The following is a 14,433-nucleotide window of genomic DNA, read 5'->3' as shown; positions in this document are numbered from 1 at the left end:
CGCCATGGCGAGGGTGATGGCGGGCGTGGGCGGTGTCGCCGCCGGAACCATGGTCGCCAACATCTGCGGCTACCTCATCCACCTGCCCGCGGCCCGGTGGCTCAGCGAGAGCTCCTACGGAGAGTTCGCCGTCCTACTGCAGACGATGCTGGTCCTCGGGGTCCCGGCGTTGGCTCTGCAGGTGGTGATCGCGCGGGAAGTCGTGCATGGGCGTCCGATCGCCGACCTGGTGTCGATCACGATTCGCACAGCGGCCGCCGTGCTGGGGGCCGCGGTGATCGCCGTCCCGATCGTGATGTGGATCGCCGACACCGGCCTGGCGTCGACCATCGCCGCGTTCGCGACGGCACCGCTGCTCGTCCTCATCGCCGCGGGGCAGGGGATTCTGCAAGGTCGGCAACAGTTCTCGCTCCTGTCCTGGGTGCTGGCCGGGGTGGGTGTCGCGCGTACGGTGCCAGGGATCGTCGTCATCACTGCCGGTGGCGGTGCGGCAGGTGCCCTCGCCGCGACCGCCGTCGGTGCCGCGGTGTCGGCTGCCGGCGTCTGGGTCGCGGTGTCGCGGACCGGATCGGAATCAGACCGCCACCCAGGTGCCCGGGCGCTCGCGCTGACGATGGTGCTGCGCGCTTCGCAGGTGCAGCTGGTCCTCATCGCGCTCTCGTCGGTGGATCTGCTGCTGTCGCGACCGGTCCTGGGAGAACAGGACGCCGGGGTCTACGCGCTGGGGACCATCGCGACAAAGGCCGCGTTCTGGCTGCCGCAGGCCATCGGCGTGGTGTTGTTCCCGCAGTTCGCGGACACTGCCCGGTCGTCGGCGGCGCTGCGAACTGCCGTCGGCTGGTTGCTCGCGATCGCCGTGGTGGTGGTCGGCGGGGCTGCGATCCTCGCGCCGCTGGCCCCGGTCCTGGTCGGCGACGAGTACCGGGCCGTGGTGCCGATCCTGTGGATCTTCGCGCTCACCGGCAGTGCGCTGTCGATCCTGCAGGTCGGTCTGCTCGCGGCGATCGCGCGGGACCAGACACTGGTCGCGGCGCTGAGTTGGCTGGTTTTCGTCGTCGAGGTCGTGATCATCGTGGCCTGGGCGCACAGCATCACCACGCTGGCACTGACCGCGGCAGGGTGTGCGGTCATCGGGACCGCACTGACGCTGATCGCCCCGAGGGTCAGCACATCGACGACACTCCGCCGGGTCTCGGGCAGTCGTACTGTGGATGCATGAGCATTCGTCTCGGTTATCAGATCCCCAATTTCTCCTACCCTGGCGGCAACGTCGCCGACCTCTTCCCGACCGTCATCGCCCAGGCGCAGGAAGCCGAAAGTGCCGGATTCGACACGGTTCTCGTGATGGACCATTTTTACCAATTGCCCGGTATCGGGTCTCCGGATGAGCCGATGCTCGAGGCGTACACGGCGCTCGGAGCGCTCGCGACCGCGACGTCGACCATCAACCTCTCGACCCTGGTCACCGGCAACACATACCGCAACCCCGCGATGCTGGCGAAGACCATCACCACCCTCGACGTGGTCAGTGGAGGCCGCGCGATCCTCGGCCTCGGTGCCGGCTGGTTCGAGCTCGAGCACGACGAGATGGGTTACGAGTTCGGCACCTTCACCGAGCGTTTCGAACGTCTCGAGGAGGCCCTGCAGATCATCGAGCCGATGCTGCGCGGCAAGAAACCCGAACTCGACGGCAAGTGGTACCAGGCGCACGGAACCCGCAACAATCCGCAGTTCCGGACGGATCTGCCGATCATGCTCGGCGGCGGTGGCGAGAAGAAGACGTTCGGGATGGCGGCACGCTACGCCCAGCACCTCAACGTCATCGCCGCGCCCAGCGAACTGCCGCGCAAGCTCGATGCCCTGGCCAAGCGTTGCGAGGAAGCGGGGCGGGATCGTTCGACGATCAAGACCAGCTTCCTGGCGACTGTGTTCCTCGACGCCGACGGTGACAAGGCCCGCGCCGAGGTGGTCAGGCGGATGCGCGCCAACGGCGTCGATCACGATTCGGTCAGTGCCGACGACTGGGCGAAGGCCACCGAACGGTTCTTCGTCGGTTCGCCCGATGAGGTTGCCGCCGACATCAAGGCGCGTGTTCTCGACGTCGGTATCGACGGTCTCACCATCAACATGCTGCACAACGGGCACGAGCCGGGCAACATCACGCTGGCCGGTAAAGCGTTGGCCCCGTTGGTGAACTAGCTCTTCAATGCACAAACCCACCCGTTCTGGTCACACCCAAGGGTCGGAGACCTCTGGATTTGACCGGAACGGGTGGGTTTGCGTTCGAGCAGGTTCAGGGACGTCGCCAGGGTTCGTCACCGCCGCGGCGCGGCTCCTGATCTGACGGCGGATCCTGTTGCGGGACAGTCCAGCCCGGATCGCGGACCGGCGGCTGGTCCTGCTGACCGATGTTCTGCTGATCGAGGTAGGGATACTGGTCGCCGACCTCGGCGAAGCCGTCTTGATTGTGACCGGCGAAGCCGTCGCCGCGATCGTCCCTGATAGCGGGGATCTGACGCGTCTGATCCGGATCGAACGGCGGCGCGGGAGGAGGGCGGTTGCCCTGATCCCCACCCCGGTACTGCTTGATCAGATCGGTCCGCTGCTGCTCGTCGGGATCGGCGGGGTTGTACGGCGCACCCGACGCGGGGGCGGGCGTGCTCGGGCCACGGAGCAACAGCCAGACGCCGGCGGCGAGCAGGATCACTCCGAGGATGCCGACACCGATCGGGATCCAGCGACCCCACAGCTTTATCGGACTGCCGAGGTCCTTGGCGTCCGTGGCCAGCTGCTCCTGCGTGCTCTGGGTGTACGAGAAGACGACGTCGAGCGCGGTCAGCCGGTAGTCGAGCATCGCCTGCGGCGAGCCGTCGCTGACGTTGAGCTTGAATTCCTGCTTGATGTGTTCGCGCTCGTTGACGATGGTGCCGCTGACCGGATCGACATAGAGGTCTCGGGTCGTGGTCTGGATCAGCGAGGCCGGCAACCGTTCATTGTTGCGGTACCCCTCGAACCCGCCGTACCAGCCGGCAGGCTGATCGATCGACGTACCGGCGAGCTGCTGGTCGTTGGCATCGGTGAGGGTACTCAGGTCGGTCTCCGGGACCTCCTGGGTGAAGTGGTAGGTGTTGACGCCGTTGATCTCGGTCTCGTCGACGAACTGCAACGGATTCGTGGTGCGGCTCGGCAGGTCGAAGTACGTGTAGGTCTTGCCCTTGTCGACACCGAACGGGAAGCGGTACTGCAGTCCCTGGCGGTCGGGGAGGCTGACGCTGTTCTCGCCTGCGTCGACCTGGACCTCGGACTGCCCACCGCCGCTGATCTGCGGTTCGGCGGTGGTGCGGTTGGTGGTGATCCGGTCGCGGGTCGCGGTGAGAAGCGCTGTCATGCAGTCATTTGCACCACCCTGCGCCGGTGGGGTCACGGTCTCGTCACCGTCGGTGTACGAGTCGATCCGGATTGAGTTACCCGCCTGGAAGGTGACCTTGTTGGCGTCGGCGGGGTCGACGACCAGCACCCGCTGCTGTTCGGTCAGCTTCGCGTCCGACACCTGCGGTCGCGGCTCGTCGAGTGAGCAGCGGTTGAAGATCTTCGCGGGCAGCGCATCACTGGCGGACACCCCCTGCTGACCTTGGCTGTCGGCGACACTGGTGATGTCGAGATCCATCGGCGTCTTCTTGAGCGTGCCCACGTAATAGAGGGGAAGCGCGATGGCCACCACGATCAGTAGAACGCCGAAGAAGATGGCGACCGGTCCCGCGAGGTCCCTGGCAGACATCCGAGGCCCTGTTGCCATACGTCGGGTACTCCTTCAGATCTTGAGTCGGTGCAGCGGGCAGATAAAGCGAGACTAACAGCCGAGGTCGTCGCAGCTGGGCACTCAGCTCGGCCCTCGGCACCGAGTTCTGACCGACGGCCATCGTGGCCGGTACATTGGCTGACCATGCGTCCCCAGCGGCAGGCCGGCGCCCCGGCCGCCTTTCTGCCTGCGCTCGAAGGCATGCGTGCCTTGGCGGCTGTCGGTGTCATGACCACGCACGTGGCCTTCCAGACGGGCGCGGTGGACGGCAGTGTCCTCGGGGCGATCTGGGGTCGCTTCGACATGGCCGTGGCCCTCTTCTTCGCGCTGTCGGGGTTTCTGCTGTGGCGTCCGCACGCCGACGCCGCGCACAATCTGTCGCGCAAGCCCCCTGGAGTGGTCCGTTACCTGCGCCACCGGTTCGTCCGCATCTGGCCCGCGTACGTCGTGGTCGTGGTCGTCGTCCTGACGTTGCTGCCCGACGCCCGGCCCGCCGGCGCCACCGTGTGGCTGGCGAACCTGACCCTCACCCAAGTTTTCGTACCGCTGACGTTGACGGCCGGGCTGACCCAGATGTGGAGCCTGTCGGTCGAGGTCAGTTTCTACCTGGCGCTGCCGCTGTTCGCCTGCCTGCTCGTGCGGTTGCGCGGGCGACGGGCGCGGTGGCGGATACCGATGCTGTCCGCTGCGGCGGTGACCAGCCTGGGCTGGGCCTGGGTCGCCGACGCACTGCCGCTGGCCGCCGGGGTCGAGGCCAAGAACTGGCTGCCGGGTCATCTGCCGTGGTTCATCAGCGGTCTGATCCTGGCCGAGTTGGTGGTGTCGAGATCCGGCGGTGTCGTCGCGAGGCTGGGGTCGCGGCCCTGGTGGATGGCAGGCGTCGCGGCGGTCGCGTTCGCGTTGTCCTGCACCGAACTCGCCGGGCCCACCGGGCTGGCCCCGTTGGCGCCTTGGCAGTTCGCCGTCAAGATGGTGCTGGGTGCGATTCTCGGTTTCGCGCTGCTCGGACCACTCGTTCTGGGACCACCCCGGACTCATCGGCTATTGGACTCCGCGCCGATGCAGGCCCTGGGCCGGTGGTCGTATGCCATCTTCATCTGGCATCTCGCGGTCCTGGCCGCGGTCTTCCCGTTGGCCGGGGTCATCCCGTTCTCCGGTTCGATGGTGGTGGTCTGGTGTCTGACGCTGCTGCTCACGATCGGGGTCTCGGCGGCGAGCTACTCGTGGATCGAGGATCCGGCACGGCGGTGGCTGCGTCGCTCCGAACAGCGCGCTACGTCAGCGTCGACGACGGCGCAGGTTCGCCCGGATCAGCCATCGCGGCAGTCTGATCGCGTGCCACGCGATGAGTACGACCGCCAGCAGAGCCGGTAGCTGCACCCACCAGTCCCAGCCGTTGTACCCGAGCGATGACCGCCACGGTCCGGCAGCGAGACCGAAGGTGGCCGCGGTCATCAACCATGCCACGAGCGCGGGAGTCCACTGCTTGCCGCGCAGTGAGCGTGAGACGAGAGGTGCCGCGGTGCTGGTGATCGCGACGACTGTTGCCACGGCCAGCGCGATCGGACCTGTGAGCAGGTAGACCACCGCGCCGAGCAACAGCGGCAGCACTGTGCGGCTGTCGACGGGGCGGGCCACCGGCAACGACACCGGTGCTCGGCGGGCCGGGACGAACGTGCAGAGCAGCAGCAGCGCCAGCAGGGCGAGTCCGCCCGCGATGGCCCACCGGTAGGGCTTGTCGAGCGGGAAGGTCAGTTCGATGGTGCCGGCATAACCTGCGGGCACGATCCAACCCTGCTGCCAGCCATTGACGACGATGGGCTGCAGTTCGTCGTCTCCCGCATGTGCCTGCCATCCGGGGTTGATGCTCTCCGGCACGATGAGGACCCGCTCGCTGCTCTCGCCGGCGACCGTGACGCTGCGGTCGGTGGCGTTCCACCTGTTCACGCTCACCGGTGTCGGTGTGGCGCCCGGTGAGGGGCTTCCGTCTTCGAGATCGGTAGCCGTGAGCTCGACCCCGGCCGCGGTGAACGCCGGACCGGGGTTGACCGCGAGTTCCTGTTCACCGGCGGGAAGGTCCACGGACCCTCGGTCGCAGGCCTGTGCCCGGATCGGTGCTCCCGAGGCCAGGATCGCGGCTGTGGTCTGCAGCGAAAATCGCTGCACGCTACCGGCAATGGTCAGGCCCGGCCCGTCGAAACAGGAGACCTCGATCGGGCGGTCGGGGTCCGGCGGGGTCGGCACGCCCCCGAGGACGGTGATCTCGGAGATCCCGGACGGGGCGATGGCGGCGAACCCGAGACTGTTGACGTCGAGGACCTCCTCCTTCTCGAGGACGGTGATCGAGATCGTCGAGGTGAGATGGGGATCGAGCGTGATTCGGCCATCGGCGGGGATTTCCCGTACCTGACGTCCGTTGCCGAGATCGATCCCCACGTTCACCGGTCGCGCCGGGAATTGGCCAGGGGGGAGGGTGATCTGCAGTCCGTCGACCTCACGCGGACTCGGCAGCGTGAGTTCGATCGTGGGGCGCTCGGCCCCCGCGCCGCTGTCGCGGGCGACCCAGGTGGTGCCGGGGTCGCCGTCGACGGCCGCGCCCGCGTTGCCACGGGGGTCGATGCTCGCCGACGGCGCAGTCGCGACGATCTGATCATCTCCGGCCAATAGCCGGTTGAGTTCCTCGGAAGGGTTGGCGGTCAGCGTGATCGAGGGCGTCACCGCCACCGGGCTCGGCACCGACAACACCCGTCCGAAGATCCCGGGCTCTTCGGGCGCGAGTCCCAGTGCTCCCGAACATCGAGTGACGTCGCGGTCGGGTACACATGCGTCGCGCCCGGGCAGTTCGGGGGCCAGCGCCCACCCGGCGACCTGTTGACCCGCCACCAATTCCGGTAGTACCACCCGGTGGCGGATGGGCAGCGTCCGCGCCTGCGCGGCATCGCGGAGCTCTATCTCCGAGATCGCGAATTGGTTTCCGGCCGTGCCATTGTCGGTGCCGATGGCCCTGATCTGCACCCATCGGGTCGGACCGCTGGGTGGCACCACGGACGTGGGTTCGCCCGGGGTCACGCCGGTGGCCACGGTGCTCCCGGCCTCGGTGGTGATCAGAAGCGTACTGACGCCGGCGCCTAGTGCCTTGCCGACGGTGACGTCGAGGGCCAGCCGCTCCCGTGGTCTGCTGAAGTCGAGCTGTAACCACTGTCCCACCGCGGAATCGAGTCCGCGGCTGACCCACGCGGTGTTCGGGTTCCCGTCGAACGCGGCCGCCGGTGAGCTGCCCGGAGCACTCTGCCCCAGTTGCGTTGCGTCGGAGGCAGACCCGGATGCACTGACAGACAGCTGCCCGGGCTCACCGTCGAGCAGCCATTCGCCCTGGACCAGAGGCTGCCCGTCGACCGGATAGTCCGTCGCGGCGTTCTGGGTCAGTCGTGGATCGCCTGGCGCGCGAAGTGCCGAACTGTGGTCGTCGACCCGCCCGAAGTCGACTTCACGGTCGGTGGGGGAGTCGGTGACGATCAACGGTGCATCGGGAAGTCCGGCGCGCTGCGCATCGGACTGCAGGAGGACGGGTCCCAGGGGTGGACCACCGCTCAGCGCCGCTGCATTCTGTAGTGGGGCAAGGGCTTCGGGTCCACCGGATACCCTGGGCATCTGGTTCAGTGGCACGGTGGCAGGCCGGGTACCGGGGAACGCGACGTCGGAGTCGACCTGGAAGATCTGCACCGCAGGCATTGTCGGACGCAACCCGTCGTCGGAGACGACGTCGTCGATGCGCGGCGGGCCGACCTCGGGTCCGAACTGCGCAACCGGGGTCATACCCGGCGAACCCGCGATCGCATTGTGGGCCAGGATCGGTCGCGCGGACCTCGAGGTGGACGGATCGAGGTCGGCACGTACGACCACATACGAAATGCCTTGCTGGGCAAGCGTGGCGGCGAGGCCGGGGAGCGGTCGTCCGGCGGCGACCGCTCGCTGCACCGAATCCAGGGCCCGGATGGCGCCGGGCGGTGTCAGCGGGATGGCATCGCGCACGGCCCACGGTTCGTCGGCGAGCACCTGCAGCGGTTCGTCGCGGGTCAGACCCCAGGTCTGGTTCGCAAAAGGTGATCCCGGCACCACCAGTGCGCGCCGGTCTTGGTCCGCATCATTGTCTTCGAGCCACTGCGCCGTCTGCTTCCAATACGACGGGATGGAGCTGTAGCTGCCAGGGGCTGCGAGGGCCGCGGTCCAGACCATGGAACCCGCGGCGAGCGCAGCCACCAGGACCACGATCGCTGCCGCCACCGGCCGGGAACGCTCCGGGTGGGCGACCGCGCGGCCGGTACCGCGCCAGCCGGCGACGTCCGGTGTGGGGACGCGGGCCAGTAGGTGAGCGATGCCCAGTGCCAACGGGATCCGGATCAGCGGATCCCACTTGTGGACGTTGCGCAAAGGTGCGCCCGCGTCGTCGAGGAACACCCGCACCGACTCCGAGAGCGGCGACCCGAGCTGCCCGGGATAGCCGAGGCAGATCATGAGCAGGCCGATGATCAAGATGGTGATCAGTCGGCCGCGTCCTGGCATCGCCCGCATGGCGAGCCCGGTCAGTCCTGCCGCCGCGAGCAACCCGGTGGAGAGCACCGCAACCGGCTGGGTGACCAGGCTTGCCCCCGCGACCCGCTCCGGTGACACGAACGGTGTCCAGGCGCTGGTGCCGCGCAGCACCTCGGTCAGCGACACCCATTCCGTTGTCACCCGGGAGGATTCGATGAAATCCAGGAACGGCGGGCTGACGCGGGACAGGATGAGCAGTGGGACGACCCACCACAGGCACGCTGCCGTCGCCCCGAGCGCCCACCACCCACCGAATCGCAACCAGCGTTCGGCCGGTCGCTTGATCGGGGTGTGCAGCAGCCACCACAGTCCGGCGACCGACGCCGCTGCAAGCGTTGCGACCGCGTTCACCGCGCCCATCAACGCCAGTGCGCAGGCAGATTGGAAAGCCAGCTGCCGCAGATTCTTTCGCGGATCGGGGTGGTTCAGGGCGATGACGACGGGAGCGAGTACCCACGGGGCCAGCATCACCGGCAGCGTCTCGGAAGAAATCGATCCGATGGTCGTCAGCACTCGCGGGCTCGCGACGAAGATCACCGCGGCGAAGATCCGGGACCAGCGCGAGCCGACGCCCACCGCGTCGGCCAGGCGTACAAACCCCACGAAACCGACCCACAGCAGCAGGGCCCACCACAGGCGCTGGGTCACCCAGGGCGGAACGGCGAGCAGATCACCGACAGCAAAGAAGGCCCCATGCGGGAAGAAATAACCGTAGGCCTGATTCTGCACCTGGCCGAGTGGGGCGATGGACGACCACAGATGCGCGGCGCGACCGAGAAAGCCGAGAGGGTCGGCGGTGAGGTCGAGTTTGGTGTCGGCGGCGATCAGGCCGGGCGATTGGGCGAACGACGCCAACAGCGCCCACAGAGCTGCAATAAGCAGTCCCCGTTTGGTCAGTTTGTGACTCCGGCGTTGTCCCTGGTGCCGTAGTCGACCGAGCCCTGAACGAATCCGCTGTCGGCGTTGAAGCTGTTCACATCAGTTGCTGGCTTGTCCTCAGAGGTCAAGACGCCACCGAGGAACACCGCTCCAATGGCCACGACCACGCCGAGGAGGCCGGCGACAGCGCCGGCGATCAGGCGGTTGTTCATCATGGCTGCGAAGTTACCACCCGGGCCTTGCTCTTCCGGTCAGCCGCCTTCTGGCCGGCGACCGCGCCCTCGCCGCGGCGGGCACACCCGGCCGGGACCACGAGCACCGGTCGCTGGCAGTGCTTCAGTACGTGCTCGGCAACACTGCTGTGCAGTAGCGCTCGCAAACCTGATGAACCGCGCGTTCCGGTGACGAGGATGTCGACCTCGAGGGTGTCCGCGGCGTCGACCAGTGCACCCCACACGGTCGAATCGACCTCGGCGAGGCGGCCCTCGGCAGCCAGGCCGGCCGCCCGGGCCCGCGCGACGCCCCGGGAATTGCGGGTGCGGGCGTCGACATGCAGTGCGTCGTCGATGTCCTGGTCGACGACCGAATGCAGTACCGGCTGCATCCCGCCCGACAGAGCGGACAGACGGGCGCTCTGGTGCACTCCCGATTCCCACGCCGTCACGACATAGGCGCGATGAGAGGCCAGAAAACGCCCCGCGTAGTCGATCGCGCGATCGGCGTTCTCGCTGCCGTCGTAGGCGATCATGATCGTGTCTTGCTTGGTGTCGCCTGTTAGACCGGACATGGCTTTTCCTCCCGCAGGGGCTGAGGGTTTCGAGGATACCCGGCAAATGTAACGTCCGTCACATCAGTGGGCCGTGCAAGACTCGACGCATGTTTTCCCCAGTGCAGCCTTCTCGTCGCGGGCAGTTCTCTCATCACGGGCGGTCCAGGTGTCTGGCCGTGCTGACCGTGACTGTGGCGTCCGTGCTGGCGGCGTGCAGTAACGGGGACGGAGGTCCGGAGATCCCGCCGACCTCGGCCTACTCCAGCGGTACGACTTCGAGTGTTCCGGTGTCGTCGTCGACTGCGGTGTCGCCGGTGTCGTGCGGGGACGATGAACTCGAGTCGATGAGCCTGCGGCGCAAGCTCGCCCAGCTGCTGGTCGTCGGTGTCACCGGAACGTCGGACGCGCTGGACGTGGTGAAGACCGAACAGATCGGCGGCGTGTTCATCGGGAGCTGGACCGATCTGTCGATCCTGTCCGACGGTGGCATCGAGACGGTGCAGGACGCGGCAAAGACCCCGGTGATGGTCACCGTCGATCAGGAGGGCGGCCGGGTGTCGCGGCTGTCGTCGCTGGGAATCGACAGCCCGTCGGCCCGTGAACTCGCCCAGACCGACACGCCGGCGCAGGTTCGGGCGCTGGCAAGGTCTCAGGGTCTGAAGATGAAGGAACTCGGGGTCACCGTCGATTACGCACCGGTGGCGGACGTGAGCGATGAGTCCGACGACGACGTGATCGGCGACCGTTCGTTCAGCAATGATCCCGAGGTCGTGACCCAGTACGCGAACGCCTACGCCCACGGCCTCCAGGATGCAGGCATCATGCCGGTGTTCAAGCACTTCCCGGGCCACGGTCACGGATCCGGCGACTCACACACCGGCACCGTCGCGACCCCGCCGCTGGACGAGCTGCAGGACGACGATCTCGTCCCGTATCGGTCGCTGATCCAGCCCGGCGTCGGGGTGATGGTGGGGCATCTCATCGTCCCGGGCCTGACCGGACCGGACACCCCGGCCAGCATCAGTGAGCCGGCGATGTCGTTGCTCCGCGAGGGCACCGGCTACGGCGGCCAGCCCTTCGACGGTCCGATCTTCACCGACGATCTGTCGGGCATGGCGGCCATCAGCGCCAAGTACGGCATCGAGAAGGCTGCGACCCTCGCGCTGTCCGCCGGCGCCGACATCGCGCTGTGGCTGTCCACCGACAAGGTGCCCGCGGTGCTCGATACGCTGACCACGGCAGTGAACACCGGCGAGTTGCCTGCCACGCAGGTGGACGAGTCGGTGGTGCGGGTGCTCCGCGCGAAGGGTGTGCTCGACTGCTGACATGCGCGACCGCTGACATGCTCGACCGGGCAGATGCGGCGACGATTCACCACTCCGGGAACCCGAAACTTACCGGCTGGTAAGGTAGTCCGGACGTCCATGTGTCCAGAAACTGGCAGAAAGAGTGGTTGTGGTGGCCGGAGGAACGAAGCGCCTACCGCGCGCCGTCCGCGAGCAGCAGATGCTCGACGCGGCCGTACAGGTGTTCGCCGCCAACGGCTTTCGTGAGACCTCGATGGATGCCATTGCGGCACAGGCCAGCATCAGCAAGCCGATGCTGTATCTCTATTACGGGTCGAAGGACGAACTGTTCGGCGCCTGTATCAATCGGGAGGGTGGCCGCTTCATCGAAGCGATGAGCGCCGGCTTCGACCCGAATCTCCGGCAGCACGATCAGGCCCGCACCGTCATCTACGACTTCTTGCGGTACGTCCACGACAACAAGGAGTCGTGGCGGGTGCTCTATCGCCTCGCCACCGGCCAGGCCAACTTCGCGGGTCTTGTCGCCGCCAGCCGTGCGCGACTCATCGAGATGGTCGCCGACCTGCTCCGCCGCGGGACCACGGTTCCGCACCCGAGTGACACCGACTTCGAACTGATGGCCGTCGCGCTGGTCGGTGCCGGTGAGGCGGTGGCCGACCGGATCTCCGAAGGGGACATCGACCTCGACACCGCGGCCGACCTCATGGTCTCCATGGGCTGGCGCGGCCTCGCAGGCGACCGCCCCTAGAATCCGAAAATGGTGGGTTTTGGCGACCCCCACCTGGGGAAATGCTCGCCAAAACCCACCAATTCCGGGATTACCGGAGTGTCGCGGTGAGGTGCGGGTAACCCTTTTTCGGGTTGAGCACCGAGATGTCGAACGCGCCTGAGCCCGCGCCCTCGACCTGCTCGGTGTAGACGTTCACCGTGGCGGGCAGGATGACCGGCTTACCGAACCGCACGTTGTACGTGACCTTGTCGTCGAGTCGTCCCTCGACGTTGGCCACGACGCGGGCGGCGGTCCACATACCGTGGGCGATGGCCCGTGGGAAGCCGAACGCCTTGGCGCCCAGATCGCTCATGTGGATCGGGTTGCGGTCGCCGCTGGCAGCCGCGTACTGCCGGATCAGCCCCAGATCCGCCTTCAGCTTCGCATCCGGCGGTGGCGGGCGGTGATCCTTCGGGGCCTCGGGTCGCGGCCCACCGGACAGGCTGGTGCGCTGCTGACTCAGGAACGTCGCGGTCTGCCTGGCGACCGGCTCGTGGCCGACGGCGAACTCTGAGATCGCGTCGACCAGCATGCCCTTGCGGTGTTCGCGCAGATTCTCGGCGTGCGTGGTGATCGTCAGCGGCTCGGTGACCCCGATCGGCCGGAACCGCTCGATGGTGTTCTCGATGTGGACCGAGCCGATGGCCGTCAACGGGAAGTCGCCTGCGACAAGCAGTTTCATGACCAGCGGGAACTGGAGGACGAACGGGAATGTCAGCGGGAGCGTGTCGCCGAACCGCTGACCCGTCGCGGCGCAGTACTTGGCGAGCTGATCGAGGTCGACCTTCACGCCGGACAGCGTCAGCTCGGTGTCGGGGAGGGTGGCGTCGGGGGATACCTTCCCCGACTTGCCGACCACCGGCAGCATCCCGATGATGGCCCGCCGGTAGATGTCGGCGGTCCCCGGGAACTCCTTCAGTGCAATGGTTTTGGCCATATCAGGCACCCAGCATGCTCTGGCCGCAGACCCGGACGACGTTGCCGGTGACCGCACTCGACGCCGGGTTGGCGAAGTATGCGACGGTCTCTGCGACGTCGACGGTCTGACCGCCCTGCTGCAGCGAGCTGATGCGACGGCCCACCTCGCGGGTGGCCAGCGGAATCGCGGCGGTCATGGCGGTTTCGATGAAGCCCGGGGCGACTGCGTTGATGGTGATCTTCTTCTCGGCCAGGATCGGCGCGTAGGCGTCGACGAGGCCGATCACCCCGGCCTTCGAGGTGCCGTAGTTGGTCTGCCCGCGGTTGCCCGCGATTCCCGCGATGGACGACACGTCGATGACCGAGCCACCCTCACGCAGTGCGCCCGCCTCGACCAGGTCGTCGACGAGCTGCTGCGGCGCAATGAGATTCACGCCGATGACCGAACTCCAGCGAGCGTCGTCCATGTTGGCGAGCAACTTGTCGCGGGTGATGCCCGCGTTGTTCACGATGATGTCCACGCCGCCGTGACGTTCGAGGACGTGCTCGGCGAGCTTCTTGCCTGCGTCGGCGGCTGTGACGTCGAGGGGTAGCGCGGTGCCGCCGACCTTGTTCGCGGTCGCCGACAGGGCATCGCCCGCCGCGGGGATGTCTGCGGCGATGACGTGGGCGCCGTCACGGGCGAGCACCTCGGCGATGGTGGCGCCGATACCGCGGGCGGCTCCGGTGACCACGGCGACCTTGCCCTGCAGCGGCTTGTCCCAGCTGGCCGGGGCGACGGCATCCTTCTCGTCGACGCGGATGACCTGGGCGTCGACGAAGGCCGACTTGGCCGAGAGGATGAACCGCAGTGTCGACTCAAGGCCGGACAGGCCGGTCTTGGCGTCGGGGGAGACGTATACGAGTTGGGCGGTGGCACCCTTGCGCAGCTCCTTGCCGAGCGACCGGGTGAAGCCTTCGAGGGCGCGCTGGGCGATGTGCTCGTTCGGGTTCTTGATCAGTTCGGGAGTGGTGCCGATGACCACGAAGCGCGCCGAGTTGCCGGTGGAACGCAGGGTCGGGGTGAAGAACTCGAAGAGCAGCGAGAGCTCCGAGGACTGGGTGATCCCGGTCGCATCGAGCACGACGGCGCCGAGCTTGTCCGCACCCCGGCCCCCGGTGTTGTTCGTGATCAGTTCATATCCGCTGTCGGGATCGCCGAGGATCTCGCGCAGCGGTTCGATCAGCCGGCCGTTGCCGCCGAGCAGGACGGGCCCGGACAGAGCCGGTTCGCCTGCCTTGTAACGGCGCAGGACCGGCGGCTGGGGCAGGCCGACCTTGCCGGCGATGAACGATCCGGGTCCGGAGCTGACGAACGTCGAATACAGGTCGGTGGTTCCAGTGGCTGACACGAAGCACT

11 protein-coding genes are annotated in these 14,433 nt (G+C 67.4%); 5 read left to right on the top strand and 6 right to left on the bottom strand.

Translation table 11 applies throughout. The features are described from left to right. Window positions 1–4 precede the first annotated feature (4 nt). A complete protein-coding gene (locus BFL43_RS09795) occupies window positions 5–1,219 on the top strand; it encodes a polysaccharide biosynthesis protein (RefSeq protein ID WP_240498176.1) in 1,215 nt (404 codons plus the stop codon). Next, window positions 1,216–2,199 (top strand): LLM class F420-dependent oxidoreductase, encoded by a 984-nt coding sequence (locus BFL43_RS09790; protein WP_084892360.1) that lies wholly within the window; start codon window positions 1,216–1,218, stop codon window positions 2,197–2,199. Before BFL43_RS09795 ends, BFL43_RS09790 begins: the two co-directional genes overlap by 4 nt. Before the next feature lie 94 nt (window positions 2,200–2,293). Here the strand turns inward: BFL43_RS09790 and BFL43_RS09785 are convergent, their stop codons facing one another. Next, window positions 2,294–3,796: a DUF3068 domain-containing protein gene (locus BFL43_RS09785; RefSeq protein ID WP_084892359.1), complete on the bottom strand. Its 1,503-nt coding sequence runs from the start codon at window positions 3,794–3,796 to the stop codon at window positions 2,294–2,296. Between the two features lie 147 nt (window positions 3,797–3,943). On the opposite strand from BFL43_RS09785, the gene BFL43_RS09780 reads away from it, so the two are divergent. Beyond that, window positions 3,944–5,173, top strand: coding sequence for an acyltransferase (locus tag BFL43_RS09780; RefSeq protein ID WP_084892358.1), 1,230 nt, complete (start codon window positions 3,944–3,946; stop codon window positions 5,171–5,173). Here the strand turns inward: BFL43_RS09780 and BFL43_RS09775 are convergent. Genes BFL43_RS09775 through BFL43_RS09765 form a run of 3 tightly spaced genes read right to left on the bottom strand, consistent with a single transcriptional unit; the run spans window position 5,078 to window position 10,058 of the window. Further along, window positions 5,078–9,247, bottom strand: a complete 4,170-nt coding sequence (locus BFL43_RS09775) for an alpha-(1->3)-arabinofuranosyltransferase (protein ID WP_240498175.1) — start codon at window positions 9,245–9,247, stop codon at window positions 5,078–5,080. The two genes, BFL43_RS09780 and BFL43_RS09775, sit on opposite strands and share 96 nt — an antisense overlap. A gap of 38 nt (window positions 9,248–9,285) precedes the next feature. After that, the gene (locus tag BFL43_RS09770; protein ID WP_084839348.1) at window positions 9,286–9,486 is read right to left on the bottom strand and encodes a DUF2613 domain-containing protein; all 201 of its coding nucleotides are present in this window, start codon (window positions 9,484–9,486) and stop codon (window positions 9,286–9,288) included. Further along, a complete protein-coding gene (locus BFL43_RS09765; protein WP_084892356.1) occupies window positions 9,483–10,058 on the bottom strand; it encodes a universal stress protein in 576 nt (191 codons plus the stop codon). The genes BFL43_RS09770 and BFL43_RS09765 overlap by 4 nt, the downstream gene beginning before the upstream one ends. Window positions 10,059–10,216: 158 nt before the next feature. Between BFL43_RS09765 and BFL43_RS09760 the strand changes: the two genes are divergently transcribed. Continuing rightward, a complete protein-coding gene (locus BFL43_RS09760) occupies window positions 10,217–11,365 on the top strand; it encodes a glycoside hydrolase family 3 N-terminal domain-containing protein (protein ID WP_276206102.1) in 1,149 nt (382 codons plus the stop codon). Window positions 11,366–11,498: 133 nt separating this feature from the next. Continuing rightward, on the top strand, window positions 11,499–12,095 hold the full coding sequence (locus BFL43_RS09755) for a TetR/AcrR family transcriptional regulator (protein ID WP_084839608.1): 597 nt from the start codon (window positions 11,499–11,501) through the stop codon (window positions 12,093–12,095). A 70-nt stretch (window positions 12,096–12,165) separates the two neighbouring features. On the opposite strand, the gene BFL43_RS09750 is transcribed toward BFL43_RS09755, so the two are convergent. Both BFL43_RS09750 and BFL43_RS09745 read right to left on the bottom strand, forming a co-directional pair. Further along, entirely contained in the window at window positions 12,166–13,053 is an 888-nt protein-coding gene (locus tag BFL43_RS09750; RefSeq protein ID WP_084892355.1) for a MaoC/PaaZ C-terminal domain-containing protein, read from the bottom strand. Window position 13,054: 1 nt separating this feature from the next. After that, window positions 13,055–14,425, bottom strand: a complete 1,371-nt coding sequence (locus BFL43_RS09745) for a 3-oxoacyl-ACP reductase (RefSeq protein WP_084839344.1) — start codon at window positions 14,423–14,425, stop codon at window positions 13,055–13,057. Window positions 14,426–14,433 lie beyond the last annotated feature (8 nt).

This window comes from Williamsia sp. 1135 (assembly GCF_002095395.1).
Lineage (GTDB): Bacteria > Actinomycetota > Actinomycetes > Mycobacteriales > Mycobacteriaceae > Williamsia.
Note: the sequence above shows the minus strand (reverse complement) of the source record. Positions and strands in the feature narration are given on the sequence as shown.

Bases quoted from the DNA above. Each gene is read 5' to 3' on its own strand.
- BFL43_RS09785 (WP_084892359.1), bottom strand. From the start codon at position 3,796: ATGGCAACAGGGCCTCGGATGTCTGCCAGGGACCTCGCGGGACCGGTC.
- BFL43_RS09790 (WP_084892360.1), top strand. From the start codon at position 1,216: ATGAGCATTCGTCTCGGTTATCAGATCCCCAATTTCTCCTACCCTGGC.
- BFL43_RS09770 (WP_084839348.1), bottom strand. From the start codon at position 9,486: ATGATGAACAACCGCCTGATCGCCGGCGCTGTCGCCGGCCTCCTCGGC.
- BFL43_RS09795 (WP_240498176.1), top strand. From the start codon at position 5: ATGGCGAGGGTGATGGCGGGCGTGGGCGGTGTCGCCGCCGGAACCATG.
- BFL43_RS09765 (WP_084892356.1), bottom strand. From the start codon at position 10,058: ATGTCCGGTCTAACAGGCGACACCAAGCAAGACACGATCATGATCGCC.
- BFL43_RS09780 (WP_084892358.1), top strand. From the start codon at position 3,944: ATGCGTCCCCAGCGGCAGGCCGGCGCCCCGGCCGCCTTTCTGCCTGCG.
- BFL43_RS09750 (WP_084892355.1), bottom strand. From the start codon at position 13,053: ATGGCCAAAACCATTGCACTGAAGGAGTTCCCGGGGACCGCCGACATC.